Source organism: Kitasatospora sp. NPDC094019 (assembly GCF_044764505.1).
Lineage (GTDB): Bacteria > Actinomycetota > Actinomycetes > Streptomycetales > Streptomycetaceae > Kitasatospora.
On the sequence record NZ_JBIWIF010000003.1, the window covers coordinates 479,465 to 505,750 of the forward strand.

A 26,286-nucleotide genomic window follows, 5' to 3' on the forward strand; every position below is an offset into this window, starting at 1 on the left:
CGGCTCCGGAGCCCGCCTCCCGGCCTCTTGCCCGGGTTGCCGTGACGGACGCGCCCCCGCCCCCTTCCGAGGGGGCGGGGGCGCGTCGTCGTGCGCGGGCGGCTACCGGCGGCCGGTGGCGGCGTGCACCCGGTCGGCCGGGTCGTCCTCGACCGGTTCCGGGGCCCCGGCCGGGCCGGGCACCCGGACGGCGCCGGACGGCGGCCGGTCCGCTCCCCCGGCCCGGGCGCCGCGGCGGCGCCGGCCCGCCGCGCGGGCGGCCTCGGTGAGCGCGAGCTGCCGGTCGGCCTCGGCCTGGATGGCGTCCTTGTCGCCGATCTCGGCGTCCGGCAGCGCGTCCGGGAGGATGTCCTCCAGCAGGCGCAGCGGCCGGTAGGCGAGGCCGAGCAGGCCCCAGACGGTGAGCAGCAGGCCGACCACGACGAGCAGCAGTCCGGCGCCGCGGCCCGGTCCGGTGCCGATGACCAGACCGACGGAGTCGGCGAGCGCGCCGCCGGGGCGCATCAGCGGCTCGAAGACGTGGTCGGACAGCGGGCCGGCGGTGAGGAAGCCGAGCGGCATCATCGACATGGCGAGCATCTGGTTGGTGGCCAGGACCCGGCCCTGGAGCTCCATCCCGACCTTGGTCTGGATCAGCGACATCCAGTGCGAGTTGAGGATCATCATCGATCCCCAGAGCAGGAAGAGCCCGCAGGCGGTGAGGGCGGTCTCGGGGCGGCTGCCGGTCACGACGGCGGCGAGGCCGACCACCGAGGTGAAGCCGATCATCCCGACGGAGCGGCGGCTGGTGCCGCCCCAGAGCCCCATGACCAGGGCGCCGACCATCGCGCCGAGGCCGCCGAGGGCGGTGACGACGCTCAGCTGGAAGGGGGTGCCGTTGGCCAGCACCATCGGGGTGACCAGCACGGTGGCGACGGCGAACAGGTAGTTGAACACCACGAAGAAGACCACCATGGCGACCAGGCTGTGCCGACGCGCGATGTACCGCCAGCCGGTGACGACCTCCCGCCAGAGCGGCTCCTCCTGCTTGTCGAACATGGCGTTCGGGAAGCGGACCAGCAGCAGGCAGGTGACGCCGGTGAGGAAGGTCGCCATGTCGAACAGCACGACGCCGTGCAGGCCGACCAGCGAGACCAGCACGCCACCGGCCAGGATGGCCATCATGTCGCCGGCGCCGGTGCCGAGCTGGGCCAGTCCGTTGGCCTGGCCGAGGTAGCGCTTGGGCACCAGCTGGGTGATCGCGGCGAGGTAGGCGGGACGTTGGAAGGCCCCGCAGGTGGAGGCCACGCAGGCCACCAGGTAGATGTGCCAGACCTCCAGCAGATCGGTCCAGAGCAGGACGCCGAGGCCGAGCATCGCGGCGGCGGCCACGGTGTCCGTGACGATCATGATCTTGCGCCGGTCGACCCGGTCGGCGATCGCGCCGGCGATCGGCAGCAGCAGGACGGCCGGCAGCACCGCGATGAACGAGATCATCGCGAAGTCGAAGGCCGAGCCGGTCTGCTGGTAGACCCAGACGCCGAGGGCGAAGGTGGAGAGGCTGGTGCCGATCATCGAGACGAACTGGCCGACCGCGACCTTGGCGAAGGTGCCGAGGTCGGCCCCGGCGGCCGGGCGCTTCTCGGCGACCTGCTCGGCCACCTCGCCGGTGGCGGCGAACCCGGCGAGCACCCGGGCGAGTTCACCGGCCTGGTGCTTGAGGAAGTAGTGCCCGGCGCGGGGGACGACCGCGAGGTCGACGGTGTCGCCGAAGTGCTCCCACTCGGTGTACCGCTCCTGGTAGAGCAGGGTGGCGCGGTCCTTCTCGCCGACCACGCAGAGGATCGGGGCGTCGATCTTCTCCGGCCGCCCGTCCCCGTAGGCGCGGGTGTAGAACTCCTCGGCCTGCCGGACGTCGTGACGCAGCGCCCGGACCAGGAAGTCCTGTTCGGCCCGGTCGTAGACGTCGGTGAAGCCGCCCATCGCGCGCAGGAACTCCAGGTAGCCGCGGTTGGACAGGGCCCGGTCTCCGGGCATCCGCCGGGCCATCCACTCGGCGAAGCGGCCGGGCAGCCGGGCGGCGGGGAAGGTGCCGCCGAGGGCCAGTCCGCGCAGGTCGACGCCGGCGGCCTCCAGCCGGGAGCCGAGCGCGGTGGCGAGCGCCCCGCCGAGGCAGTGGCCGTAGAGCAGCACCGGCCCGTCGATCCGCTCCAGCACCTGGGCGGTCAGGGTGTCGGCGAGCGCGTCGAGTTCGGCGAGTTCGTCGTCGGGGCGGCTCGGGTCGTGGCCGGGCAGCTCGACGGCGTAGAGCCGGTGGTCGGACGGCAGCGCGTCGGCGAGCGGCTGGAAGGTGATCGGGCTGCCGCCGCCGTAGGGGACGCAGACGACGTTGATCCGGGCCGGGGCGTTGCCCCGGGTGAGCTTGTGCAGCAGGGTGCGCGGTCCGTCGTCGGAGGTGCCGCCGGCCCGGGCGTCGATCAGCGCGGCGAGTTCGCGGACGGTGGGGTGCTGGAACAGGTCGATCACCGACAGGCCGTCGCCGATCAGCCGGACGGTGTGCACGGCGGAGAAGGAGTCGCCGCCGAGGGCGAAGAAGTCGTCGGCGGCGCCGATCTCCTCGACGGCCAGGACCTTCCGGTAGGCGGCGGCGACGGTGTGTTCGGTCCCGGTGGTGAGCTCGCCGCCGCCGGCGGCGGGCTGGACGGCGGCCGGCTCGGGCAGGGCGGCCCGGTCGACCTTGCCGTTGGCGTTCAGCGGCAGGGCGTCGAGGACCACCAGCGCGGCCGGGACCATGTAGTCGGGCAGCCGGGTGCGCAGCGCGGCGCGCAGTTCGGCCGGGTCGGGGGCGGCGGCCGGGTCGGCGGGCACCAGGTAGCCGACCAGGGAGCCGGTGGCACCCTCGCCCCGGGCGACCACCACGGCCTCGCGGATCCCGGGGCGGGCGGTCAGTTCGGCCTCGACCTCGCCGATCTCGACCCGGAAGCCGCGGATCTTGACCTGGTGGTCGATCCGGCCGAGGAACTCGATCGCGCCGTCCGGACGGCGGCGGACCAGGTCGCCGGTGCGGTAGCAGCGGCGGTCGTCCACCTCCAGGAAGCGTTCGGCGGTGAGGTCCTCGCGGCCGAGGTAGCCCCGGGCGACGCCGCCGCCGGAGACGTACAGCTCTCCCGGGACGCCGACCGGGACGGGACGGCGGCGGGCGTCCAGCAGGTGCGCGGTGACGTTGCCGAACGGGCGGCCGAGCGGTGCGGTGACGGCGTCGCCGAGGTCGGCCGGCACGGGTGCGCCGAGCATCGAGACGGTGGTCTCGGTGGGCCCGTAGTGGTTGTGCAGCGTCAGGTCGGGACGGGCGGCGCGGATCCGGGCCACCAGGTCGGGCCGCAGCGCCTCGCCCGCGCAGATCAGCAACTCGGCGGGGAGGATCGTGTCGAGGCCGGCGCCGTGCGCGGCCAGGCCCTCCAGATGGCTGGGGACGAGCTTGACGGCGTCGATCCGGTGCTCCGCCGTGTAGGCGGCGAAGGCGTCCGGGTCGGTGGCCTGGTCGCGGGTCAGCAGGTGCAGGCAGCCGCCGCCGGTGAGCGCGCCGAACACGTTGGTGGTGCCGAGGTCGGCGGCGAAGGTGGAGACCAGGGCCCAGTTCCAGCCCGTCTGGTCGCCGCCGATCCGTTCGCGCAGGCCGTGCAGGTAGTTGCGGTAGTTGCGGTGCTCGACCGCGACGCCCTTCGGGGTCCCGGTGGAGCCGGAGGTGAAGAGCAGGTAGCAGAGGTGCTCGGGGCGGACGTCCACCTCGGGCGCGTCGGGGCGTCCGGCCCCGTCGGGGACGACCACCGGGTGGCCGCCGGTGAGGCGCCCGCGCTGGTCCTCGGTGGTGACGACGGCCGCGACGTCGGCGGCGTCGAGCAGGGCGTTGATCCGCCCGTCCGGGTAGACCGGGTCCAGCGGCAGGTAGGCGCCGCCGGCCTTGAGGATGCCGAGCATGCCGACGACCAGGGCGGTGGAGCGCTCGACCAGCAGGCCGACCGGGCGGTCCGGGCCGACGCCCTGGGCGCGCAGCCGGTGGGCCAGCGCGTTGGCGCGCCGGTCGAGTTCGGCGTAGTCGAGCACGCCGTCGGCGCCGCGCACGGCGGGCGCGTCGGGGGTGCGGCGGGCCTGCTCCTCGACCAGGCCGTGCAGGGTGCCGCCGAGGTCCCAGCCGCGCGGGGCCTCGTCGTTCCACTCGGTGAGCTGCCGCTGCTCGGACGGGGTGAGCAGGGGCAGGCCGGCCAGCGGGCGGTCCGGGTCGGCCGCCATCGCGTCGAGGGTCGTGGTGAGGTGGCCGAAGAAGCGGCGAACGGTCGCCTCCTCGTACAGCTCGGTGCGCCAGACCAGGTCGGCGGCGAGCTCGCCGCCGTTGTCGACGACGGCCACCGAGAGGTCGAACTTCGCGGTGTCGGTGCCGATCGGCCGCCAGCGCACGGTGTGGCCGGGCAGCTCGGGGCGGGCCTCGGCCTGGTTGTGGACGTTCAGCAGGACCTGGAACAGCGGGGTGTGGGCGAGTTCCCGCTCCAGGCCGAGCGCGTCGATCAGTCGCTCGAACGGCAGGTCCTGGTGGCCGTAGGCGCCGAGGGTGGCGTCCTTGACCCGCTCCAGGAGTTCGCGGACCGTCGGGTCGCCGGAGAGGTCGGTGCGCAGCGCCAGGGTGTTGACGAAGCAGCCGACCAGCGGCTCGGTCTCGCTGCGGGTGCGCCCGGCGATCGGGGTGCCGACGGTGACGTCCTCGCTGCCGGTGTACCGGCCGAGGACCGTCTGCAGGGCGGCGAGCAGCACCATGTGGACGGTGCTGCCGGTCCGTTCGGCGAGGGTGCGGATCCGGCGGGTGCGCTCCTCGCCGAGGGCGGCGGTGAACCGGGCGCCCTCGGTGCCGGCGACGGCCGGCCGGGGCCGGTCGGCGGGCACGGTGACGGTGCCGGTCGCGCCGCGCAGGCGCTCCTGCCACCACTCCTGCTGCCGGTCGAGCTCGGCGGCGAGTTCGGTCCGCTGCCAGTGGGCGACGTCCGCGTACTGGACGGACAGCGGCTCGAAGGCCGGGGCCCGACCCTCGCGGCGGGCGCCGTAGGCGGTGGCGAGGTCGCCGAACAGGACGCCGATCGACCAGCCGTCGGCCGCGATGTGGTGCAGCACCAGGCTGAGCACGGCGCCATCGCCGGTGCGCAGCAGGGCGGCCCGCAGCGGCAGGTCGGCGGCCAGGTCGAAGGGGCGGCGGGCCTCGGCCGCCAGCCGGTCGTCGATCCGGTCGGCGGGCACGTCGTCGGTGGTGAGGACGGACTCCCCGGCGGGTCGCGGTTCGGGGCGCACCTCGCCGTCGACGGTCGGGTAGACGGTGCGGAGCACCTCGTGCCGGTCCAGGACGTCGGTGAGCGCGGCGGCGAGGGCGACCTCGTCGGGCTCGCCGTCGAGGTGCAGGGCGAGCGGGATGTGGTAGGCGGCGCTGTCCGGTTCGTACTGGGCGAGGAACCACATCCGGCGCTGGGCCGAGGACAGGGGGGCCGGTGTGCCCTCGGGGCGCGGGGTGATGGTGCGGTGCCCGGCGCCGCCGGCGGCGGCCGCCGCCTTGGCGGCCTTGGCCTTGGCGAGGCGGCGGCGCAGCAGCTCCTGTCGGCGGGCGGCCTGGTCCGGCTGCTGGGCCGGGACCTGGGTCTGTGTCTGGTCCTGGGTCTGGGTCTGGTGGGTCTGGCTCTGGTTCTGTGCCTGGTCCTGGACCGGTCGGCGGTCCGGGGTCGGCCCGGTGGTGCGGTGGTCGGTCATGCGGTCTCCCCCGTCAGGGCGCCGGTGTCGCCGGCGGCCGGGCATACGTCCAGGGCCCCGGTCCTGCCGGTGTCGCCGGTGGCTCCGAGGTCGGTGGGGCGGTTCACAGGGTTCTGGTTCACAGGGTGCTGGTTCACAGGGTGCTCCCGGCGGTCTCGTCCAGGCTGCCGAGGCCGTCGAGGTCGTCGATCTCCTCCAGCAGGCGCTCCTCGACCCGGCGGGCCAGGGCGGCCAGGGTGCGGTCCTCGAAGACGACGCGCAGGGGCAGTTCGGTCTCGAAGGTGTCCCGGATCCGCGCCAGCAGCCGGGTCGCGAGCAGCGAGTGCCCGCCGAGGGCGAAGAAGTCGTCGTGCCGGGAGACCCGTTCGACCTTGAGGACCTCGGTCCACAGCTCCGCGAGCAGTTCCTCGCAGTCACCCTCGGGCGGGGCGCCGGCCCCGCCGAGCTGCGGCACCGGCAGCGCGGCCCGGTCGACCTTGCCGCTGGGGGTCAGCGGCAGCGCGTCGAGCAGGACCAGCCCCGCGGGCACCATGTAGTCGGGCAGCCGCTCGGTCAGCGCGGTGCGCACCGCGTCCTCGGTCAGGTCCGGGGCGACGACGTAGCCGGCCAGCGCCGGTCCGGCCGGGGTCTCGACCAGCCGGGCGGCGCCGGCGGCGACCCCGGGCAGGGCGGTCAGCGCCGCCTCGATCTCGCCCAGCTCGATCCGGAAGCCGCGCAGCTTGACCTGCGCGTCGGCGCGGCCGTGGTACTCCAGCCGGCCGTCGGCGCGGCGGCTGGCGAGGTCACCGGTGCGGTACATCAACGCGCCGTCGGTGCGGCCCGGTTCGGCGGTGAAGCGCTCCGCGGTCAGCTCGGGCCGGCCGTGGTAGCCGAGCGCGACACCGGCGCCGGCGATGCACAGCTCGCCGATGCCGTTGACCGGGACCGGCTGGCCGGAGCCGTCGAGCAGGTGCAGCCGGGTGTTGGCGACGGGGGCGCCAAGGGCCACCACACCGCCGAGGGCGGCGAGTTCGGGGGTGACCCGCTGGACGGTGGACCAGACGGTGGTCTCGGTCGGGCCGTAGAGGTTCCACAGCGCGCCGACCCGGCCGAGCAGGGCGCGGGCGAGGTCGGCGGTGAGCGCCTCGCCGCCGCACAGCGCGGTGAGCCCGGGGCGGCCGCCCCAGTCCGCCTCCAGCAGCATCCGCCAGGTGGCGGGGGTGGCCTGGAGGTGGGTGACGCCCTGCTTCTCCACCCAGGCGCCGAGCGCGGCCCCGTCGGTGGCGGTGGCCCGGTCGGCGATCTCCACCCGGGCGCCGGTGACCAGCGGCAGCCACAGCTCCAGACCGGCGATGTCGAAGGTCACGGTGGTGACGGCGGCCATCACGTCCCGCCCGGTGAGGCCGGGTTCGCGGCCCATCGAGGTGAGGAAGTTGACGATCGCGCGGTGCGGCACGGCGACGCCCTTGGGACGGCCGGTGGAGCCGGAGGTGTACAGCAGGTAGGCCGGGTCCTCCGGGCCGACGGTGACGTCCGGCGCCTGGGCGGGGGCGGCGGCGTGCGCGGAGCCGTCGACGAGGACGGTCTCGCGGCCGCGCAGCAGCTCGTCCCCGGCGGTGGCCTCCTCGGCGACCACCACGGTGACACCGGCGTCGTCCAGCACGGCCCGGTTGCGGGCGAGCGGCTGGTCGACGTCGAGCGGCAGGTAGGCGGCGCCGCTGCGCAGCACGCCGAGCAGGGCGGCGGGCAGCAGCCGGCCGCGCCGGACCGCGACCGCGACCAGGTGGCCGGGACCGACGCCGCGGGCGCCCAGCAGATGGGCCAGCCGGTCGGCGGTGTCGAGGAGTCCGGCGTAGTCGAGGGTGCCGTCGGCGGCGGACACGGCGGGCGCGTCCGGGGCGAGGGCGGCCCGGTCGGCGACCAGCCGGTGCAGCGGGGCGTCGGGGATCGGCACCCCGGTGCGGTTGACCGGCTCGTGCGCGGCGAGTTCGGCGGCGGAGAGCATGACCAGTTCGCCGAGCGGTCGGTCGGGCTCTGCGACGGCGGCGGCGAGCAGCGCGACCAGGTGGTCGAGCGCGGCGCGCACGGACCGCTCCTCGTAGCGGGAGGTGCGGTACTCGGCGGACAGCAGCGGGCCGTCGGCCGGGAACTCCAGGAACAGCGAGAGGTCGGTCTTGGCGGTGCTGTTGCACACCTCGGCGACGAAGGTGAGCTTCAGCCCGGGCAGTTCGACGCCGGCCACCGGGTGGTTCTGCACCGCGAGCAGCACCTGGGAGATCGGCGAGGCGGTCAGGCCGGGCGAGCCGCCGTAGCGCCGGGCGTGGTCGACGAACGGGTGGCCGCTGTGGTCGGCGGCCTCCAGGACGACCGGGCGGACCCGGGCGACCAGCTCGCGGAAGGTGTCGGCGCCGGCCACGTCGAAGCGCAGCGCGACGGTGTTGATCAGCGAGCCGATCACCGTCTCCAGCTCGGGCACCGGGCGGACGGCGAAGGGGCTGAGCACGGCGACATCGGTGCGGCCGGTGTAGCGGTGCAGCACTCCGCCGAGCGCGGCGAGCACGACCGTGTAGAGGCTGGCGCCCTCCTCGGCGGCCCACTTCCCGACGCCCTCGACGAACGCGGCGTCCAGTCGGCGGGCGAGACGGCGGCCGGCGATGTCCTGCGGGTTGGGGTGCGGGCGGTCGCCGGGCAGGTGCTGGTCGGCCTCGACGCCGCGCAGCCGCTCGGCCCAGCGCTCGGCGCCCTCGCGGCCGGCCTCGACGTCGCGCAGCTCCCAGCGGGCGACGTCCGACAGCTGGAGCGCGGGCTCGGGCAGTTCGCCCTCGCGCAGGGCGCGGGCGACCTCGGCGAGCAGCAGCCCGGCGGCCCAGCCGTCGGTCGCGGCGTGGTGCACGGTGAGCAGCAGTTCGTGCCGGTCGGTGTCGGTGCGCAGGGCGAGGGCGCGCAGCAGCCGGCCGCCGGCGAGGTCGAGCGGGCGGGCGGCCTCCGCCCGCAGCGCGTCGTCGATCGCCTCCTCGTCGGCCACCTGTCCGTGCGGGCCGGTGAGGTCGAGCAGCGGCACCTCGACCGGGTACGGCGGGCGGACGTCGGCGACGGCGTCGTCGTCCTCGGTCGGGTTCGGGTCGCCGTAGAGGGCGGTGCGCAGGGACTCGTGGCGGCGGACGACCTCGGAGAGCGCGCGGCCGAGGGCCTCGCGGTCGAGGGTGCCCTCGGCGCGGATCCGCACCGGCACGTTGTAGAGCGGGCTGTCGGGCTGCACGGCCTCGTGCAGCCACAGTTCGCGCTGGAACTCGGTGGCGCGGGCTGGCAGGTGGGCCTCCCGCCTCGGCGGTTCCACGGAGGCCCGTCCGCCGCCGCCGTTGGCGGCCCGGACGGCCAGCGCGGCGACGGTCGGGGCCGCGAAGAACTCGGCGAGCGGCACCCGGGTGCCGAACTCGCGCTCGACCCGGGCCAGCAGGCCGACGGCGAGCAGGGAGTGGCCGCCGAGGTCGAGGAAGACGTCGTGCACGCCGACCTCGGGGACGCCGAGCAGGTCCTGCCAGAGTTCGGCGATCCGGATCTCGGCGGGGGTGCGGGGGGCGACGAACAGCTCGTGCCCGCCGCGGCTCCGGGCGGCCGGGGGCAGCGCCTTGCGGTCGGTCTTGCCGTTGGGGGTGAGCGGCAGCTCGGCCAGGACGGCGACGGCGAGCGGCACCATGTAGCCGGGCAGGGCGGCGGCGCAGTGGGCCCGCAGTTCGGCGGGCGCCGGTGCGGCGGTGCCGGGGGCGGGCTGGACGAAGGCGGCGAGGTAGTCGCCCGCCTCGTCGCGCTGGACCACGGCGGCGGCGGCCTCGACGGCGGGGTGGGTGGCGAGCACCGCCTCGATCTCGCCGAGTTCGACCCGGAAGCCGCGGACCTTCACCTGGTGGTCGACCCGCCCGTGGTACTCCAGGTCGCCGTCCGGCAGTCGGCGGACGAGGTCCCCGGTGCGGTAGCAGCGCAGGCCGTCGACGTGGACGAAGCGCTCCTCGGTGAGGTCGGGGCGGCCGTGGTAGCCGCGGGCCAGGCCCTCGCCGGAGAGGTACAGCTCGCCGATGCCGCCGTCCGGCACGGGTATCCGGTGCTCGTCGAGGACGTGGTCGAGGGTGCCGGCGAGCGGGCGGCCGATGACCGGCTCGCCGGTCCCGCCGCGGGCGACCAGCGACCAGGTGGAGTAGACGGTGTCCTCGGTGGGTCCGTACAGGTTGTAGAGGCGCTCGACCCCGGGCTGGACGTGGACCTTGTCCGCGAGGTGGCGGGGCAGCGCCTCGCCCGCCAGGTTGACCACGCGTACGCCGGCCGGCAGTCCGCCGGCGGCATCCGCGCCGCCGCCGCGCAGTAACGCGGCCATCGCGCTGGGCACGGTGTTGACCAGGGTGACCTCGTCCCGGGCGGGCAGCTCGGGGAGGGCGAGGACGTTCTCGGCGACCACGATCGTGCCGCCGACGGAGAGCGGGAGGAACAGCTCGTACACCGAGATGTCGAAGCACACGGAGGTGCCGAACAGCACGCCGGTGAGGTCGGCGGCGGTGTAGGTGCCGACGGCCCAGCGCAGCATGGCGTTGACGCCGCGCTGGGTGACCGAGACGCCCTTGGGGCGGCCGGTGGAACCGGAGGTGTAGAGCACGTAGGCCAGTGCGTCGGTGGCCGCGTCGCCGGTGGTGGGGCGCGCGGCGGCCGGGTCGAGCGGGGCGGCGGGGCCGTCCCCGTCGACGTGCAGGAGGGTGGCGCCCGCGCCGTCGAGCAGGTGCTCGTGGGCCCGGTCGGTGAGCACGACGGGGGCCTGCGCGTCGCCGACGACCAGTTCGAGGCGGTCGCGCGGATAGGCCGGGTCGAGCGGCACGTAGGCTCCGCCGGCCCTCAGCACCGCCAGCAGGCCGACCACGAGGTCGGCCGTTCGCGGCAGGCATACGCCGACCAAGGTCTCCGCCCGGACGCCTGCGGCGGCCAGCCGGCCCGCTACCGCGGCCGTCGCGGCGTCCAGTTCACGGTAGGTCAGCCGGCGTGTGCCGTCGATCACGGCCGTGGCGTCCGGGGTTCTTCTGACCTGCGCGGCCACCAGTTCGGCCAGCGGTGCTGCCGGATCAAGTGGTGTAAGTCCCGTCGAACTCATCGCTTCTCTCCCGAGGGTGCTGCTGCATCGACTTGTGGTCGGCGAGAAATGGGCGGTGTGCCCTCGGAGATGGTGGGGTAAAGATCTACGAATCACCAGCACATTTCCGTCACTCGTTCGATATGCCGGAAAGATCACCTCTCCCGGCCTGGTCAGCGGTGCGCGCGCCTGACGGTTCGTCGGCGATATCACACGGATTGACAGCCCCCTTGGCAGCGCCGGTCCGTACCGATAGCGTTTCGCCGACGGTTCGTCAGTTGGCGCACACTTGCGCCCTACTGGCACCGCAAGCAGATTTCCGGACTCAATCTTGTCCGAGGGCAGTCAATAATTGTCCGGCAATCCACCCTCGCACTCCCGTGCCGCACCCCCTCGCCGCACCCTGCCCCACCTCGCGCCCCACCCCCTCGCCGCACTCTCCGGCAGCAGCCCCGGGGGCGACAGGGGCGAGCGGTCGGAACGGGAGTATGTGTGCAAACGGTGTGCATTCACGGGATGCTCCGAGTGCTCCGGGGACGGCTCGGCCACCCGGCGCGCACCGGGCTCCGCTCCACCCTCCACCGCCCGTCGTCCCGGGCGCCCGGGACGGCGGTCACGGCCCGGTCCCGGGGCGGGGCGGGGCGGACCGGCGGGACGCATGCACGCCTGCACGCACGAACGCCGGGCCCGGAGGTGTCGGTGAACACCTCCGGGCCCGGCACACGAAGAGCGGGAGCGGGTGATCAGCCCACGGCACCCGACACGGGCCTCGCCCCGAAGGAGTCCTGGGGCGGCACCGGCCGGTCCTCCGGAGGAACCACCACGGCCGCCCGCGCGACCTGCATCTCCGTCAGCCGCCAGACCACCAGCACCGCCAGCACGGCCGCCGCCAACCGCAGCGCGTTCCCGGCGATCTCGACCTGGAGCACCGTCCGCATTCCTTCGAGCCGCTCGTCGGCCGCCCCGTCGTCGGGCCCCGTCCGGACCAGGACGTGGGCGATCCGCGGAACCCCCGCCGAACCGATCAAGGCCGTCCACCACGCCGCCACCAGCCACGGCGACACGGTCCGCCGCCGGCCCTCCGGATCGATCGGGCCGCTGGCCCTCCAGCAGTCCACCACCAGCTGCCACGGGAACCAGAGCGCGACCACGGGCGTGAACCACGCCCCGATCGCCCACCCCGACCCGAGCCGGTGACCGGTCGGCAGGAACAGATCGGCGTTCGCCCGGATCCGGTGGAACCAGACGACGAAGGGCACGGCCGTCGCCAGCAGCAGGAACGCCGACAGACCGTTCACCAGGCCCTCCAGCCCGGCCAGCGACTCCAGCAGGTCGAAGCCCTCCGCACTCCCCGGGTCCGCGAGCAGCATGTCGATCGCCCGCACCTCGAACAGGTTGCCCACGAGCACGGCCACCGCCAGCAGACCGCTCAGCACCAGCAGCACGCCCGCAACCAGCGCGGCGACCCTGGGCGACCGGAAGTCCCGGGGCCAGTGCGACATGGCCTCCGCACAGGCGTAGCACCGCCCGCCGCTCCCCGTCACCGGCCGAGCCCCGCAGACCGCACACAGCACTGGAACCACTCCCCCACCAAGGACAAAGGTCGCACCGGGACCGGCCTCCGCCCGCCCCACCACCGCCGCGGACCTGCCGCGAGCGGGCCGACTCTAGGGTTCCGAAGGGCCGATCCGCCACTTCGGTTCCGGTATCGGCGCAGGTCAAAGGCGATATCGCGGGCTTTGCCCGGTTCCGCGCCCGGTCTTCGGGTCCGGGCCGCGGGCGTCGCGCCGAGGGGCCAGAATGGACCGCATGTCCCGACGTCGTTCCGCGCCCCGCGCCACCACGCCCGCGCCGCGCCTGCTCCCCTCCTCCCCCTGCCCCTGCGGCCTGCCCGGCAGCTACGCCGAGTGCTGCGGCCGACTGCACCGGGGCCAGGCCGCCGCCACCACCGCCGAGGCGCTGATGCGTTCCCGCTACAGCGCCTTCGCCGCCCACGACGAGACCTACCTGCTGCGCACCTGGCACCCGGACACCCGGCCGGAGAGCGTGGACTTCGACCCGGCGCTGCGCTGGGTGCGGCTGGAGGTGCTCTCCACCGGCGAGGGCGGGGCGTTCCACTCCGAGGGCACGGTGGCCTTCCGCGCCCACTACACGGAGGGGCGGGAGGAGGGCGTCCTCACCGAGCACAGCCGGTTCGTGCGGCACGAGGGCGCCTGGGTGTACCTGGACGCGCTCTCGCTGGACTGAGGCGGGCGTGATGGCGGCCGGGGTGCGCGTGCGCCCGGGTGTACGGCTGTGCGGGTGCCCGGGTGTGCGGGTGTACAGCTGTGCGGCTGTGCGGCTGTGCGGCGGCCCAGGCGTACAGGGGCCCGGGTGTACGGGCGCCCGTACGGGCGGGGCGCCCGCGCACCCGCGCACCCGCGCACCCGCGCACCCGGCTACAGGTAGTCGTCCAACCGGGCCAGGGCGAAGCCCTGCGCGGTGACCTCGTCGACCACCTTGCGCAACAGGTCGGGCATGCTCCCCGGCCACAGGTCGGTGCCGCGGAAGTGGGTCAGGACGATGTCGCCCGGGTGGAGCCGCTGGTCCTCGTAGCGGTACTCCATCCGGTCCGGGAACGCCTCCTCGTTCCACAGCGGTACCGCCTCGACGCCGCAGGAGCCGGCGGCCCGCAGGGTGTCGTCGTTGTACTCGCCGTAGGGTGGCCGGAAGAGCCGGGGGCGGCTGCCGATCTGCCCCTCCAACTGGTCCTGCTGGCGGCAGATCTCGTCGCGCTGGGTCCCGTAGTCGAGGACCTTGAGGTTGCGGTGGTTGATGGTGTGGTTGTTCACCGCGTCGCCCTGCGCGGCCAGCCGACGGAAGTAGCCGTAGTCGGAGCGGGCCAGGTAGTCGGCGACGAAGGTGGACAGCGGGATGCCGAGCTCGGCCGCCATCCGGCTGAACTCCGGGTCCTTCTCGGCGCCGTCGTCCACCGTCAGGAAGACGATCCGCTCCTCGGTGGGCACCCGGTAGACCACCGGCGGCCGCCCGTCCGCGAGCTTGACGCCCTGCGCGGCGCGCAGTTCGGGCCGGGCCGACGGGGGCTGCGGGGCCGCCAGCGGCGGCCGGGCCAGGCCCCAGCGCCGGGCGGTCTCCAGCGCCGCACGGGTGGCCTCGGCACGGCGGGCCACCGCCTCGCCGCTGGTCTCCTCCTCCGCCCGGGCCGGCCCCGGGAGGACCGCAGGGGCGGCCAGGGCGGCCGCGGCAGCCGGGACCGCCGCGGGCCGGGGGCCGCCCCGGTCGGTCGCCGCACTCGCCCCGGCCCGGGCCGTGGACGGCACCGCACCGTCCCCGGCCGAGCCGCCGCACCCCGCGACCGCGGCCGCCAGGCACACCGCCACGACCAGCCCGCCCCGGCCCCGCCGGCGTCGGGGTCCCGCCAAACCCCCATTAATGCGATTATCTGATGGTCTGTCCATAACCCCACTGCTCCCCCGCCACGCCGGTCGTCCAATCCACCCGTCACCCGGCCGGCCCACCCCGGGCCGCGCCCCCGACCTGCGGCTACGGTCCCGGCGATGATCGAAAAGGGTTGGCGCGGGTCGCGGACGGCGCCCGATAATGCGCCCATGACGAGGAGCACGCGGCAGCAGCAGCGCACCACCGGGACCTCCACCGGGGAAACCACCGGAGCCACCAACGGCGACGCCTGGGTGGTCGCGCCCGCCCCGGTCGGCGACACCGAGTCCCTGGCCCTGCTGCGCGAGTACTTCACCGACGTCGCCAACCGCTACTACCGACTCCACTTCGACCGCGACGGCACGGCCGAGGAGATCGAGACCGGCCTCGCCGACACTCCCAGCGACCACCTCGCCCCGCCCACCGGCGTCTTCCTGCTCGGCCGGTACGCGGGCGGGGCCGACGCCTGCGCCGGCCTGCGGGTGCTCGACGCCACGACCGTCGAACTGACCCGCGTGTACGTCCGGCCCTCCCGGCGCGGCACCGGCGGCGGCAGCCGACTGCTCGCGGCCGTCGAGGAGGCGGCACGGTCCCTCGGCGCCGGGCGGATCGTCCTCGACACCCGGCTCGACCTGGTCGAGGCCCGCGCGCTCTACACCCGGCACGGCTACCGCGAGATCCCCGCGTACGGCAACAGCCCGTACGCCGAGGTCTGGTACGGCAAGGAGCTCGCTCCCGAGCGGCCGCCGGGCGAGGTCCGGGCAGACGGCTGAGCCGCTCCGCGACCCGCCGTTCGACCGTGCCGTGCGCGCCGCGCGGCAGCAGCTCGCGGACGCGGCTCGCGGACGCCCGCGTGGACGGCCTCGCCCACCACCCGCGCCTCATCCTGGCCACCTGCGCCCGGACACCCGCCGACGCCCTGCCGTTGACCGTCCGGCTGACCGGCTGACCGGCTGACCGGCTGACCGGCTGACCGGCCTACTGTGCTTCGCGGCGCGAAGCCGGCGCCGGGTGCCCGGTTGGGCGGTCGTCCCCCACGGCCGACCGCGGCTTCGGCCCCGAGGCCCGACCGTCTGCCCCGACCTCACGGCCCGCGTCCGTCCTTCGACCGGCGATCCCAGCACCGGAAAACCGCTCGACGGACCACCCCGTCGACGAGACCCTACGCGCATGGAGTTCTTCATCTACCACCGCGACCGGCCCGGTTCCGAGGGGCTGCGCGAGGACATGCTGGAAGAGCACTGGTCATACATGGACCAGTACGCGCGCGAGCTGATCGCCCGCGGCCCGACCCTCTCCGGCGACGGCGACACGGCCACCGGGAGCGTGCACATCGTCGACCTCCCGGATCCCGCCGCCGCCCGCGCGTTCGCCTTCGAGGAGCCCTGCTACCAGGCCGGCATGTACCGGGACGTGATGGTGCGGCGATGGCGCAACATGCTCGGGCGCACCATGTGGGACTTCCCCGGTGGCCGGACCGGCGGCAACCGGTACCTGGTGTTCGGCCTCGGCGCAGGACAGGACACCGACCTGGTGGTGCCGCCCGGCCAGACCGAGCTGATCGCCTACGGGCCGCTGCTCTCCGACAGCGGCACGACCTGGCTGGGCACGGCGGCGTTGCTCCGAGCACCGGACCCGCAGACAGCGCGCGCCGTCCTGCCTCCGGACCGGTACGCCACCGTCGAAGTGCACGACTGGCAGTTCGGCGGGCGGCCGTCCTGAAGCCCCGAGAAGCACTGCCGGTCGCTCCACTCCGGTACCGCCATGCCTCATGACCAGCGCGAACGTCATGGTCGGCCGCTACCGGTCCGTCTGACGACCGCGCCGTACCGGCCGCACCGCCGGACAGCGGTCAGTCCGCCGACTCGCAGCTGAGCTGTACGCCGAGATCGCGGAAGCCGAGCGCCGCGGCCACCCGGCGGGACGCCACCGGGCGGGCCCGCCACTGCGGCAGCAGTCCGGCCGCGAGGGCGTGTGCGACCGCGGCCGAGGCGGTCGCCCGGGCCAGGCCGCGGGAGCGGTGGGCCGCGTCGGTCAGCACGGAGAGATGGGCCACGCCACCGCGCCAGACGCGGTAACCGGCGGCGGCGAGCGTCCGGTCACCGTCACGGACGACGAACAGCGGCGAGGTGACATCGGCCAGGCCGCACTCCCCGCGGTCCTCCTCGCTCGCACGCGCGAGCAGGGCCCGGACCGCCGGCTCGTCGAGTGCCGACTCGGCCATGGCGTGGGGCTCCTGTGCGGGATCGACCGGGACGAACGCCGCCGCGTCGAGGTAGGCGAGGTTCGCCGGCCCGAGCACCCGGGCGAGCGGGACCAGTCGGCCGAGCCGCTCCGGGTCGCCGAGCGCGGCGGGCGGCAACTCGGCCGCCGCCCGCCGCAACCGCTCGGCCGCCCGCTCGGTGGGCGCGGTGACCAGCGCCGCCCCACCGAGCACCACTACGCCGTCGAACGGCCTGAACGGGCCGGATGCGCGGACGGCCTGGGCGGGCGACCCGGACTCCTCGGCGTCGCACGACGGGGCGCCTCGCGCGCACCGCGGCACAGGACCGCCATCCTTGCGAACGCCTCGCCCTGACGGATCGCCGCCGGTGAGTCAGCCCCACATAATTGGCCAATTGCCCAACAAGAGGGCCTTGCGCGTTCGCCTCTGATGGGACGGCTGGGGCCGGCGGGACAGTTCGGACATCGGAGGGGAGATGGAGCCCGCCGCCCGGTTTGGCCCGTCGACCGGATCCGGAGCGGCCGACGGGCCTCCCTTTGCGCGCTCACGCCAGCGGCGCCCACGACGGCTGAAGTCCAGTCGGCTTCCCCCCGCGAGCCGAGTTCATCCAGAACGGCTCGGCGCAAGCGCCGCCATCGGCCGGCCTTCGCCCTTGCCGCGAACCGGCGATCCGCCGCCGCCGCCAGCACGACGCCGAACGAAGGCAGCAGGTGGCGGATGGCGGCATGTGCCGGTCAGCACGTAGACCACGGAGGTGAGCACCGCACGCTCATCCAACGGCGCCGGCCCACCACCCTGTTGGCACAGCATGAACGACGGCATCAACGGCTGGACCAACGTCCACAGGTCATCAGGAGCCAGATTCTGCGACAAATCACCCCCATAAGAGTCGATCATGTCCCAGGCCATCCCGGCACCACATAAGACAGGTCCCCAAGAGGATCAATTCGCCATCAAAGGTTCCACAAATTGCACTCTTGACATAATCCGTCACTCTCCCACCGGCGCGTCAGAAGTTGGCCGACAACCGATGCCTTCTCTCTACTTGGAATCCGAACCGTCCCGTAGGCTCCCCTCCAAGGGGAGAAGTCGCCCATAACCATGCGACTTCCAGCGCCATCAGTGGAAGGGCGAGAATGATGATCAAGACGAGCGCGCGGCTTGCCGCAGTTCTCGGAGGAATCACCATGATGGCAGGAGTGGGCGTGGCCCAGGCTCCAGCAGCCAACGCATGGGACGGCAACACCCACGTCAACAGGTGTGGCATCCTGCGCACCGAGAATTGTGGCCATGGAGGCGTTGGCGACAACAACAGGAGGGTCTTCGCCTACGACCAGCGTTCCGATGATGCCGGATTCCGGACGAACTACCGGATGATCAACGGAGTCGTCGACTTCATCAAGGACCCTGACGGCAACGGTGGCGGCTCCGGCCAGGTGTGGACCCCCGAGATCGTCTCCGCCTACCAGGTCTGTTCTGAACAGCCCGGGGGGCCTGCCTTCTGGTTCTGCAGCGGCTGGATATCCGTCCTCTAGTGCTGTGACCGCATAGGTTCATCAGCTTGGCAGTGACAGTGCCTGGACCGGTTGGATGTCGAGAGACGTCCGAACGGGAAGAGGTGCGATGGCAGAGCTGGTCAAAGGGGCTGCAGGCTCACGGACCAAAGAGGTCAGCAATTACAGAGGGTCGTGCGCCGGGGCGGTACCATTTCGGCGCGCTACCGGCGGACGATCCTGCGGTCGGCCGTGGTCGGCGGAAACCCCGTCCCGGTCATCGCCCAGCCGGTACAAGTGGGCGGGGTACGTGGGCGACTGAAAAGATGGACGGCGATCAGCTCGCCCTCACCGTTCGACACGCACATGCCGCCATCGGCCACCTGCTGCCTTCGTTCGGCGTCGTGCTGGCGGCGGCGGCGGATCGCCGGTTCGCGGCAAGGGCGAAGGCCGGCCGATGGCGGCGCTTGCGCCGAGCCGTTCTGGATGAACTCGGCTCGCGGGGGGAAGCCGACTGGACTTCAGCCGTCGTGGGCGCCGCTGGCGTGAGCGCGCAAAGGGAGGCCCGTCGGCCGCTCCGGATCCGGTCGACGGGCCAAACCGGGCGGCGGGCTCCATCTCCCCTCCGATGTCCGAACTGTCCCGCCGGCCCCAGCCGTCCCATCACACTCCAGCGAGCGCCTCGCGTGGCTGCGCGACCGCGGCATCATCCCGAGGATCGCCCGCCCGCGAATCGACACCCCAGAACGCCCCAACCACCACCACTGGGAAACCGAACGCTCGACCACCTGGCTTTTCGGCTACCGCCGACTTGCCATCCACCACAAACGCATCAGCTACCACTTCGCCGCCCTCCTCGGACTCGCAGCGACTCCGACCTGCTTCAAGAAGCTGGCAGAGGCGAACACGTGAAACACTCCCTTATTGGTCAATTGGCCAAGGAGGGCTTATTGGACATTGCGCCAATAAGTGCTCAGGCGAGGGCTGCGGCCAGTTCGGCCGCGTCGGGCGGGGTGGCGCCGGGGCGGGTGACGGTCAGGGTGGCGGCGGCCGTGGCGCGGGTGAGGGCGGCGTCGAGGCTCGCGCCGACGTGGCGGGCGTGCAGGAGGGCGGCGGTGAAGGCGTCGCCCGCGCCCACGGTGTCGGCGACCTCGACCGCGCGGGCGGGAGCCTCGGCGCGGCGACCGTCGGCGGTGAGCGCGAAGGCACCGGCCGGTCCACGGGTCACCGCGACGGCGGCCGGACCGAGGCCGAGCCAGTGCCGGGCCACCTCTTCAGCATCCCGGCCGGGGTAGAGCCAGGCGAGGTCCTCGTCGCTGGCCTTGACCAGGTCGCTGAGCGCCACACAGCGCTCCACCCGACGGACGGCCTCGCCGTGCTCGCCCATCAGCGCGGGCCGCACGTTCGGGTCGTAGCTCACGCTGGTCCGGCCGTGCCAACGCTCGACCAGAGCCAGCACCGCCGCCGCCCCCGGCGCGGTGACGGCGGCGATCGAACCGATGTGCAAGTGCCCCGGCGCAAAGGGCAGTTCGACCGGCGGGAGGGTCCAGCCGATGTCGAAGGCGTAGTGCGCCCGCCCCTGTTCGTCCAGCCGCACCACCGCCGAGGGGGTCCGCACGGCGCCGGCCGCCCCCGACACCTCCGCCGACTCCGCTGCCTCCGCCGCCGCCCCGGGCAGCAGGGTGACTCCGACGGATTCCAGGTGCGCGCGGATCAGCCGACCGTACGGGTCGTCGGCGAGCTGGGTGAGCAGCGCGACCGGCTCGCCCAACCGGGCCAGCCCGTAGGCGACATTGGCCGGGCTGCCACCGGGGTGGACGACGTCGGCCGCGCCGTCGGTGCGGACGACATCGGCGACGCACTCGCCGATCACCACGAAGTGCGGGCTGGTCACGGGGCTGCTCCTGCCGGTCCGGTGCGCCGGCGGGGCTGCGGGCGACCGGCACGGGTGCCCAGCCTACGAGGTGGCCGACGGAGCGGGGAGGAACGGTACGAGCGGCGGAACGACAGCAGGACCGGACAGCAGCGCGACGGAACAGCAGCGCGACAGAAAGCCCTGCGCGCGTGCGGAGCGGATGCAAGGAGTACGGGCTCCGCACGCGGGCATGAGTACGGCCGCCGGACCTGGCCAGGTTCTCCGACGGCCGTGGCCCCGCCCGTCAGGGGGTGGGGCTCTTCGAAGGTATGACACTCCGCAGCCACTCGGCCACCATGGTGGTCCGTCCGGGGGACGGGCGCGTGTCGCCGCCTCCGGGACGCGCGGGTCCGGGGCGGTCCGGGCAGGTCGGCGCCATGGGGGCGGGGATTGTCGGAGGGCTCTGCTACGTTCCGTGCCCGGAAGGTCGCTCACCGGAACCGGACCCGCCCGGGGCCGGCCCGGGACCCTCCGACACGAGAGACATGAGAGACACGAGAGAGGTGATCACCTTGTCCTGGCACCGTTCCGTCCTCGCCGCCGCGCTCGCGCTCGCGGCGGTACCGCTCGGCCTGGCCCCGGCGGCCGCGGAGAGCCCGGGCGCGGACAGCCCGGGCGCGGGTCAGCCGGGGACCGGGGACCCGGTCTTCCCCGCGCTCGGCACCACCGACTACGACGCCCGCGCCTACGATCTCGCGTTCACCTACCGCCCCACGACCAGGACGGTCGACGCCACCATGGCGATGACCGCCCGCGCGCACACCGAGCTGCCGAGCCTGGAGCTGGACGCGCTCGGCCTGGACGTGCACACCGTCCGGGTCGACGGGCGCCCGGCCGGCTTCCGGACGCACGACGAGAAGCTGACCGTGGTCCCGGCCCGGCCGGTCCGGGCCGGTGCCGCGCTGCGGGTCGAGGTCGAGTACACCGCCGACCCGCGGGCCGCGCTGCCCCACACGGGCTGGGTGGTGACGCCCGACGGCTTCGCGGTGGCCGGCCAGCCGAACGGCGCGCACACCGTCTTCCCGTGCAACGACCGGCCGGGCGACAAGGCCCGCTTCACCGTCGCCGTCACGGCGCCGGACGAGCTGTTCGGCGTGGCCAACGGCCTGCCGACCGCCACCGAGCCGCACGCCGACGGCACCACCACCCGGCGCTACCGGTCGCGCGAACCGATGGCCACGGAGCTGCTCCAGGCTTCGGTGGGCCGCTACACGGTCCGGGAGCGCCGGGGCCCCGACGGGCTGCCGCTGCGCGACGTCGTGCCCACCGCGCGGGCCGCCGACCTGGAGCCCGCCCTCGCCCTGACCCCCGGCCAGCTGGACTGGGCCACGCGGCACCTCGGACCGTTCCCGTTCGAGACGTACGGGCTGCTGCCCGCCGACACCGACGACCCGGCGGCGTTCGACTTCACCGGGCTGGAGACGCAGACGCTCACGCTCTACAAACCGAACTTCCTGCGCCAGCCCGAGCGGCAGATCGGCTCGCACATGATGCACGAGCTGGTCCACTCGTGGTTCGGGAACAGCGTCACCCCGGACACCTGGGCCGACCTCTGGCTGAACGAGGGCCACGCCGACTTCTACGGACTGATGTACCGCTACGAGCGCGGCTGGCCGGACTCCGGCGGCTTCACCACCCTCGCCGACCGGATGCGGAGCGTCTACGCCCAGGGCGACCAGTGGCGCCACGACTCCGGGCCGGTGGCCGCGCCGACCGCCGCCACACTGTTCGACAGCCAGCGGTACACCGGCGGCGCGCTGGTGCTGTTCGCGCTGCGGGAGCGGGTCGGGACCGAGGTGTTCGACCGGATCGAGCAGTCCTTCCTGCGACGGCACCGGAACAGCTCCGCCACCACCGCGGACTTCGTGCGCACGGCGGAGGAGGTGTCCGGGCAGGCCCTCGGGGGCTTCCTGCACGACTGGCTCTACGGCGAGCGGACGCCACCCATGCCGGGGCACCCCGACTGGACGGTGGATCCGGTCGTTCCCGGCGCCGCACGGCGGACGGGAGGTGTGCCGCAGGGGTCGGGAACGCTCTGACGGCAGGCGGCAGGCGGCAGACGGCAGACGCCGGGCGAAATCCGGCGGCCGGGGGCCGGTGACCAGCCACGCCACGGTCCCGAGGTCGACCGGAGACCGGGCCGGTCGCGAACCGGCGCGGGGTCGGAGCCGGGTCGCACCCGGCGCGCCCGGCCGGTGCGCCCGGGCGCCCTTCGCGCGCCCTTGGCGGGTACCGGTGGCGGGCGGATCGTGGTGACCACGGCCCGCTCGCCGCCCGGCCGAGTCCCGGCCGGCTCGCGGGCCGTCCAGCGTTCGTGCCCGACCTGTGCCGCCCTCGTGCCACCCCGGCGACGCCCCCGCGCCCGCCCCTGGCCCGCCTTCGCGGCGAGCCGGTGGCATCGGCGCGGACCGCCCCGACCGACCCCGCTGTGGGCCCCGACCTGGCCACCCGCGAAAATGGCCCGGTCGGACAGGCAACCCGGCGCCGACCCCAGCGCGTTCAGCAGCCGTGAGAACGAGAGCGAGGACCAGGCGGCCACGGCCGACCGGTGGGACCGCCGCCACGGACGTGGCGGCGCGGATGACGGAGACGGCGGCGGGAGCGGCATGGCGGGGGCGGCGGGATGAGCGAAGCGAGACCGGACTTCGAGGAGTTCGTCGCCGCACGCAGCCCCAGGCTGCTCCGGATGGCCTGGCTGCTGACCGGAGACCCCTACCTGGCCGAGGACCTGCTCCAGACGGCCCTGGCCAAGGTCTGGCCACGCTGGGAGCAGGTCGCGATCGACCGGCCCGAGGCGTACGTCCGCAGGGTCCTGGTGAACTCGCACGTCTCCTGGTGGCGCCGCCGCTGGCAGGGCGAGCTGCCGCACGACCGGTTGCCGGAACCACCGACGGTCGCGGACCCGTTCGAGGAGGTGGTGACCAGCCAGGTGGTCGCCGCCGCGGTGCGGGCGCTCCCGGCGCGGCAGCGCGCCGTGGTGGTCCTGAGGTTCTTCGAGGACCTCAGCGTGGAGGACACCGCCGAGGCGCTGGGCTGCAGCACGGGCACCGTCAAGAGCCAGACGCACCGCGCCCTGCAGTCGCTGCGCGGCAAGCTTCCGACCAGGGAACTGCTGCTGGACGGGGGTCGTCGTGACGGAGCATGACTTCGCCGCGTGGGAACGCGAGACCGCCCTCGACCGCGACACGGCCCTGGACGACCCGGTGGCCGACGACCACGAGGTGGCGGACGAGCTGCGGGTCCTGCTCCAGCTGGCCGCGCCCCACCTGCCTGCGCCCGCGGACCGGATGGACCGGGTGCTGGCGCGGGCCGCCCTGGCCCGGCGGCGCCGTCGGCGGACCGCGCTCGCGGCCGGCCTCGCCGTCGGCCTGACCGCGGCGGTACTGGCCGCCGCCCCGGCGCTCGCGCCCGGTCCGGCGAGCACCGGGCTGGGTCCCGCCGCGTCCGGACCGACCCTCGGCGCGATCCCTCCCGCCGGTTCGCCGGCCGCCGCCGTCCCCGAGACCTCGGCGGCCGCCCCGTCCGAGCCGTCGTCCACCGCCCCCACGGCGAGCCCCTCGTCCAACGCCTCCGCCGCGGTGGGGGACCCGACGGGTGACGGGTCGTTCCCCGTCAGGGCGACCAGGTTCACCGTGCTGGACGGGGTGATCGTCGACGTCCCGGATTCCTGGTTCGACCTCACCCTGGCCCCCGCCGCCGGACAGTCGGACGGCGCCGGCTACGTCTCCTCCCAGGCACTGACCCGGGAGCCCGGCTGCCAGATCCGCGAGGGCAAGCAGGACCCGGTCTGCCTCGCCGCGGGGGGGCTGCTCGACGACTCCGTGCTCGTCTCGGTCCGGGTGGTCCGCGGCGAGAAGGCGGTCTCCGAGGCCGTGGGCCGGTCGGTGCTGGTCCGGGAGACCGGGGTCGACAAGGAGTGCGCGACCCAGGGCGGCAGCCGCCAGCTCACCGCGCAGCAGGTGATCGTCCCGAACGGGCAGCCGGAGGTGATCGACCTGTCGGTCTGTCTGCGGCACCCGACCCAGGACACCCTCGCCGCGGTGGACCGGTTCGCCACCTCGGTGCGCCTGTTCGGCCCGGCCACGAACAGCGCGATCACCTCGACGGGCTGACCGGCTCCCGTAACCCGGGTGGCGGAGTCTCGTTGGACAGGGCATGAAGAAGCGCAGCATGCTGGCCGTCGCCTCGCTCGCCGTCGGCGTCGTGGCCTCCCTGACCGCTCCCGCCGCCCACGCCTCCGCTCTCGGTGGCCAGGGCGATCTGACCGGACCGCTCCAGGGCGGGCCGCTCGCCTCGGCCTCGGACGCGCTCCCGGGGCAGGTCGGTGACGCCGGCGGTGTGGTCGGCCAGGCGACCGGCCACGTCACGGGCGAGGCCCCGGGGCTGGTCGGCCTCCCGTCCTGACGGTCCGACCGCGCCGACCCGTCGGACGCGTCCGGCAGGTCCGACTGCTCGGACAGGTCCGGCAGGTCGAACGGGGCCCAACGGGTCCGACGGTCGGCCGTCCGGTGAGCGGCACGGCCCACCCCGTCACCCGAGCGGGGCGCCGAGGTCCTGGGTCCAGTAGAGCCCGGCCGGACCGGTGGTGACACCGATCCCGACGTCCTTGAACGCGCAGTCCAGCATGTTGGACTGGTGGATGCCCCCGTCCATCCAGCGGGAGAAGACCACCGCCGGGGCGCTCGGGCCGCGGTCCAGGTTCTCGCCCCACTGCGACCAGCGGTAACCGGCCGCGTTGATCCTGGCGTCCGCTCGGGTGCCGTCGGGCGCCAGGTGGTCGAAGAAGTTCCGGGCCACCATGTCGTCCGAGTGCTTCTGGGCGGCCGCGTGCAGCTTGGGATCGATCCGCAGCGGGCCGCAGCCGCGTCGGCCGCGCTCCGCGTTGACCAGGTCGACCAACTGCCGCTCCAGGCTCGGCGGGGTCGTGGTCGGCCGGGCGACGGCCGGGGTCGCGGTCGGGGTGACGGCCGCCGGGCTGCTCGGCACGGGCGGCACCTCGACCGGGGCGGCCGTGACCGGAGTGGGCGGCGCGGTCTCCGGTGTCGGGGGGACGGGAGTCGCGGCCTGCGGCGCCGGGGCGTCCGGAGCGCTGGCCGGGGCGGTCGGTTCCGGCGCGGGCGCGACCGGCTGCGCCGGCCGGGGCCACACCATCGCGAGCGTCGCCGCCGCGACCACCACCGCCGCCCCGCCCGCCAGCACGCCCTTGCGGCGGGCCAGGTCCGTCCAGCCGCCCGGTCCGCCGGCCGGGTCGGTGGGCGGAGTACCGGTGCCGGCACCGGCACCGCCGGTACCGCCGTCGCCCGGGACCCCGCCGGCACCGGTGGGCGGCGTCCCGGCCGTGGCTCCGGCGGCCTGGAACGCGAGCCCGCTCGGCGCGTCCATCGGCACCGGGACCAGTGCCAGCCCGGCCAGCAGCCCCTCCGCCGGGAACAGGTCGCGTCCCAGGCCGTCGCAGCTCTGACAGCCGCGGATGTGCCGGGCTATGCGCTTGCGCCAGACCGAGTTCGGCGTGCCGTCCCAGCCGGTCATCACCTCGGCCAGCTCCGGGCAACGGGGGTAGGCGGTGAGCGCCCGGACCACCACCCGGCCGGCCTCCAGTTGCTTCTTCATCCGCTGGACGCGGACCGCGGTGTGCTGCGGGGTCAGGTCGAGTGCCTCGGCGAGTTCGACCCGGGTGAGTTCGCCGGATGCCTCCAGCCACCAGAGGGCGAGCAGTTCCTTGTCGTCCGGGTCCAGCCAGCGGGTGGCCTCGGCGACCTCCCGGCGCTGGCCGGAGAGACCGAGCCTGAGGATGGTCAGGTCGGTGAAGTCCGCGCGCGGGTCGGCCAGCTCCCAGCTCTCGTCCAGACCGCCGACGACGGCCTGCTGCTGGCCGGTCGACCGGCTGCGGACCTGGTTCATGGTGATCGCGACCAGCCAGGACCGGAACGCTGCCGGGTCGCGCAGACCCTCCAGGCCGTCGAGGGCCCGGATCATGGTCTCCTGCGCGATGTCGTCCACGTCGGCGTGGCCGTTCAACGCCCGGCCGGCGACGTTGTAGACCAACGGGAACCAGGCCGCGACCAGCGCCTCGCGTGCCTGCGGGTCGCCCGCCTGGGCCGCGCGCACGAGGGTCGTCCCGGCCCTGCTCTGCACGTCAACGTTCATGGGTCCGCACTCCGTCCGGCTGTCGTCCGTCCGCCACTGCCTCCTCGGAGACCGCTGGGGAGTGCTCAGATAACAACAATTCGCGCGGATTCGGAAAATCGTCCGACGGAGGGGCCACCGGCCGGGCCCGTGCGGGCCCGAACGGTGACTCCTCGGAGGAGATCGGAACGCTCAGGACGTCGGAACGCTCAGGACGTCGGAACGCTCAGAACGAGGA

17 protein-coding genes are annotated in these 26,286 nt (G+C 74.4%); 8 read left to right on the top strand and 9 right to left on the bottom strand.

Annotated features, from left to right (window positions below; translation table 11 throughout):
- Positions 1 to 102: 102 nt before the first annotated feature.
- The 4 genes from ACIQ9P_RS09805 to ACIQ9P_RS09820 form a co-directional block, all read right to left on the bottom strand.
- Complete coding sequence (locus ACIQ9P_RS09805; RefSeq protein ID WP_402352512.1) at positions 103 to 5,763, bottom strand: amino acid adenylation domain-containing protein; 5,661 nt, start codon at positions 5,761 to 5,763, stop codon at positions 103 to 105.
- On the bottom strand, positions 5,760 to 5,900 hold the full coding sequence (locus ACIQ9P_RS09810; RefSeq protein ID WP_402352515.1) for a hypothetical protein: 141 nt from the start codon (positions 5,898 to 5,900) through the stop codon (positions 5,760 to 5,762). Before ACIQ9P_RS09810 ends, ACIQ9P_RS09805 begins: the two co-directional genes overlap by 4 nt.
- Positions 5,897 to 10,873, bottom strand: a complete 4,977-nt coding sequence (locus ACIQ9P_RS09815; RefSeq protein WP_402352518.1) for an amino acid adenylation domain-containing protein — start codon at positions 10,871 to 10,873, stop codon at positions 5,897 to 5,899. Before ACIQ9P_RS09815 ends, ACIQ9P_RS09810 begins: the two co-directional genes overlap by 4 nt.
- A gap of 722 nt (positions 10,874 to 11,595) precedes the next feature.
- Positions 11,596 to 12,354 (bottom strand): DUF4328 domain-containing protein, encoded by a 759-nt coding sequence (locus ACIQ9P_RS09820; protein ID WP_402352521.1) that lies wholly within the window; start codon positions 12,352 to 12,354, stop codon positions 11,596 to 11,598.
- Positions 12,355 to 12,661: 307 nt separating this feature from the next.
- Between ACIQ9P_RS09820 and ACIQ9P_RS09825 the strand changes: the two genes are divergently transcribed.
- Positions 12,662 to 13,099, top strand: a complete 438-nt coding sequence (locus ACIQ9P_RS09825; protein WP_402352524.1) for a YchJ family protein — start codon at positions 12,662 to 12,664, stop codon at positions 13,097 to 13,099.
- A gap of 191 nt (positions 13,100 to 13,290) precedes the next feature.
- Here the strand turns inward: ACIQ9P_RS09825 and ACIQ9P_RS09830 are convergent, their stop codons facing one another.
- Complete coding sequence (locus tag ACIQ9P_RS09830) at positions 13,291 to 14,274, bottom strand: polysaccharide deacetylase family protein (RefSeq protein WP_402352527.1); 984 nt, start codon at positions 14,272 to 14,274, stop codon at positions 13,291 to 13,293.
- Positions 14,275 to 14,460: 186 nt separating this feature from the next.
- Here ACIQ9P_RS09830 and ACIQ9P_RS09835 point away from each other — a divergent pair, with 186 nt between their 5' ends.
- The gene (locus ACIQ9P_RS09835) at positions 14,461 to 15,063 is read left to right on the top strand and encodes a GNAT family N-acetyltransferase (protein WP_402352530.1); all 603 of its coding nucleotides are present in this window, start codon (positions 14,461 to 14,463) and stop codon (positions 15,061 to 15,063) included.
- Between the two features lie 397 nt (positions 15,064 to 15,460).
- The gene (locus ACIQ9P_RS09840) at positions 15,461 to 16,012 is read left to right on the top strand and encodes a YciI family protein (protein WP_402352533.1); all 552 of its coding nucleotides are present in this window, start codon (positions 15,461 to 15,463) and stop codon (positions 16,010 to 16,012) included.
- 130 nt (positions 16,013 to 16,142) lie between these two features.
- Here the strand turns inward: ACIQ9P_RS09840 and ACIQ9P_RS09845 are convergent, their stop codons facing one another.
- Both ACIQ9P_RS09845 and ACIQ9P_RS09850 read right to left on the bottom strand, forming a co-directional pair.
- Complete coding sequence (locus ACIQ9P_RS09845) at positions 16,143 to 16,835, bottom strand: GNAT family N-acetyltransferase (RefSeq protein ID WP_402352536.1); 693 nt, start codon at positions 16,833 to 16,835, stop codon at positions 16,143 to 16,145.
- 282 nt (positions 16,836 to 17,117) lie between these two features.
- Positions 17,118 to 17,423: a hypothetical protein gene (locus ACIQ9P_RS09850; RefSeq protein ID WP_402352539.1), complete on the bottom strand. Its 306-nt coding sequence runs from the start codon at positions 17,421 to 17,423 to the stop codon at positions 17,118 to 17,120.
- Between the two features lie 227 nt (positions 17,424 to 17,650).
- Here ACIQ9P_RS09850 and ACIQ9P_RS09855 point away from each other — a divergent pair, with 227 nt between their 5' ends.
- Positions 17,651 to 18,049 carry a hypothetical protein gene (locus ACIQ9P_RS09855; RefSeq protein ID WP_402352542.1) on the top strand — a complete coding sequence of 133 codons (399 nt, stop codon included), beginning with the start codon at positions 17,651 to 17,653 and terminating at the stop codon, positions 18,047 to 18,049.
- A gap of 931 nt (positions 18,050 to 18,980) precedes the next feature.
- Here the strand turns inward: ACIQ9P_RS09855 and ACIQ9P_RS09860 are convergent.
- On the bottom strand, positions 18,981 to 19,901 hold the full coding sequence (locus ACIQ9P_RS09860) for a PfkB family carbohydrate kinase (RefSeq protein WP_402352545.1): 921 nt from the start codon (positions 19,899 to 19,901) through the stop codon (positions 18,981 to 18,983).
- A gap of 506 nt (positions 19,902 to 20,407) precedes the next feature.
- Between ACIQ9P_RS09860 and ACIQ9P_RS09865 the strand changes: the two genes are divergently transcribed.
- From ACIQ9P_RS09865 to ACIQ9P_RS09880, 4 genes are all read left to right on the top strand, one after another.
- Positions 20,408 to 21,961 (top strand): M1 family metallopeptidase, encoded by a 1,554-nt coding sequence (locus ACIQ9P_RS09865; protein ID WP_402352548.1) that lies wholly within the window; start codon positions 20,408 to 20,410, stop codon positions 21,959 to 21,961.
- 584 nt (positions 21,962 to 22,545) lie between these two features.
- Positions 22,546 to 23,067 (top strand): SigE family RNA polymerase sigma factor, encoded by a 522-nt coding sequence (locus ACIQ9P_RS09870; RefSeq protein ID WP_402352551.1) that lies wholly within the window; start codon positions 22,546 to 22,548, stop codon positions 23,065 to 23,067.
- Positions 23,054 to 24,034 carry a hypothetical protein gene (locus ACIQ9P_RS09875; RefSeq protein WP_402352554.1) on the top strand — a complete coding sequence of 327 codons (981 nt, stop codon included), beginning with the start codon at positions 23,054 to 23,056 and terminating at the stop codon, positions 24,032 to 24,034. The genes ACIQ9P_RS09870 and ACIQ9P_RS09875 overlap by 14 nt, the downstream gene beginning before the upstream one ends.
- A gap of 43 nt (positions 24,035 to 24,077) precedes the next feature.
- Entirely contained in the window at positions 24,078 to 24,326 is a 249-nt protein-coding gene (locus tag ACIQ9P_RS09880; protein ID WP_402352557.1) for a hypothetical protein, read from the top strand.
- Positions 24,327 to 24,452: 126 nt separating this feature from the next.
- Here ACIQ9P_RS09880 and ACIQ9P_RS09885 read toward each other — a convergent pair whose 3' ends face one another.
- Positions 24,453 to 26,069 (bottom strand): sigma-70 family RNA polymerase sigma factor, encoded by a 1,617-nt coding sequence (locus ACIQ9P_RS09885; RefSeq protein WP_402352560.1) that lies wholly within the window; start codon positions 26,067 to 26,069, stop codon positions 24,453 to 24,455.
- Between the last annotated feature and the right edge of the window lie 217 nt (positions 26,070 to 26,286).

Excerpts from the sequence above, each read along its gene's own strand:
- ACIQ9P_RS09815 (WP_402352518.1), bottom strand. The coding sequence starts at position 10,873 with ATGAGTTCGACGGGACTTACACCACTTGATCCGGCAGCACCGCTGGCC.
- ACIQ9P_RS09865 (WP_402352548.1), top strand. The coding sequence starts at position 20,408 with ATGAGAGACACGAGAGAGGTGATCACCTTGTCCTGGCACCGTTCCGTC.
- ACIQ9P_RS09805 (WP_402352512.1), bottom strand. The coding sequence starts at position 5,763 with ATGACCGACCACCGCACCACCGGGCCGACCCCGGACCGCCGACCGGTC.
- ACIQ9P_RS09835 (WP_402352530.1), top strand. The coding sequence starts at position 14,461 with ATGACGAGGAGCACGCGGCAGCAGCAGCGCACCACCGGGACCTCCACC.
- ACIQ9P_RS09880 (WP_402352557.1), top strand. The coding sequence starts at position 24,078 with ATGAAGAAGCGCAGCATGCTGGCCGTCGCCTCGCTCGCCGTCGGCGTC.
- ACIQ9P_RS09820 (WP_402352521.1), bottom strand. The coding sequence starts at position 12,354 with ATGTCGCACTGGCCCCGGGACTTCCGGTCGCCCAGGGTCGCCGCGCTG.
- ACIQ9P_RS09840 (WP_402352533.1), top strand. The coding sequence starts at position 15,461 with ATGGAGTTCTTCATCTACCACCGCGACCGGCCCGGTTCCGAGGGGCTG.
- ACIQ9P_RS09855 (WP_402352542.1), top strand. The coding sequence starts at position 17,651 with ATGATGATCAAGACGAGCGCGCGGCTTGCCGCAGTTCTCGGAGGAATC.
- ACIQ9P_RS09825 (WP_402352524.1), top strand. The coding sequence starts at position 12,662 with ATGTCCCGACGTCGTTCCGCGCCCCGCGCCACCACGCCCGCGCCGCGC.
- ACIQ9P_RS09850 (WP_402352539.1), bottom strand. The coding sequence starts at position 17,423 with ATGGCCTGGGACATGATCGACTCTTATGGGGGTGATTTGTCGCAGAAT.
- ACIQ9P_RS09885 (WP_402352560.1), bottom strand. The coding sequence starts at position 26,069 with ATGAACGTTGACGTGCAGAGCAGGGCCGGGACGACCCTCGTGCGCGCG.
- ACIQ9P_RS09870 (WP_402352551.1), top strand. The coding sequence starts at position 22,546 with ATGAGCGAAGCGAGACCGGACTTCGAGGAGTTCGTCGCCGCACGCAGC.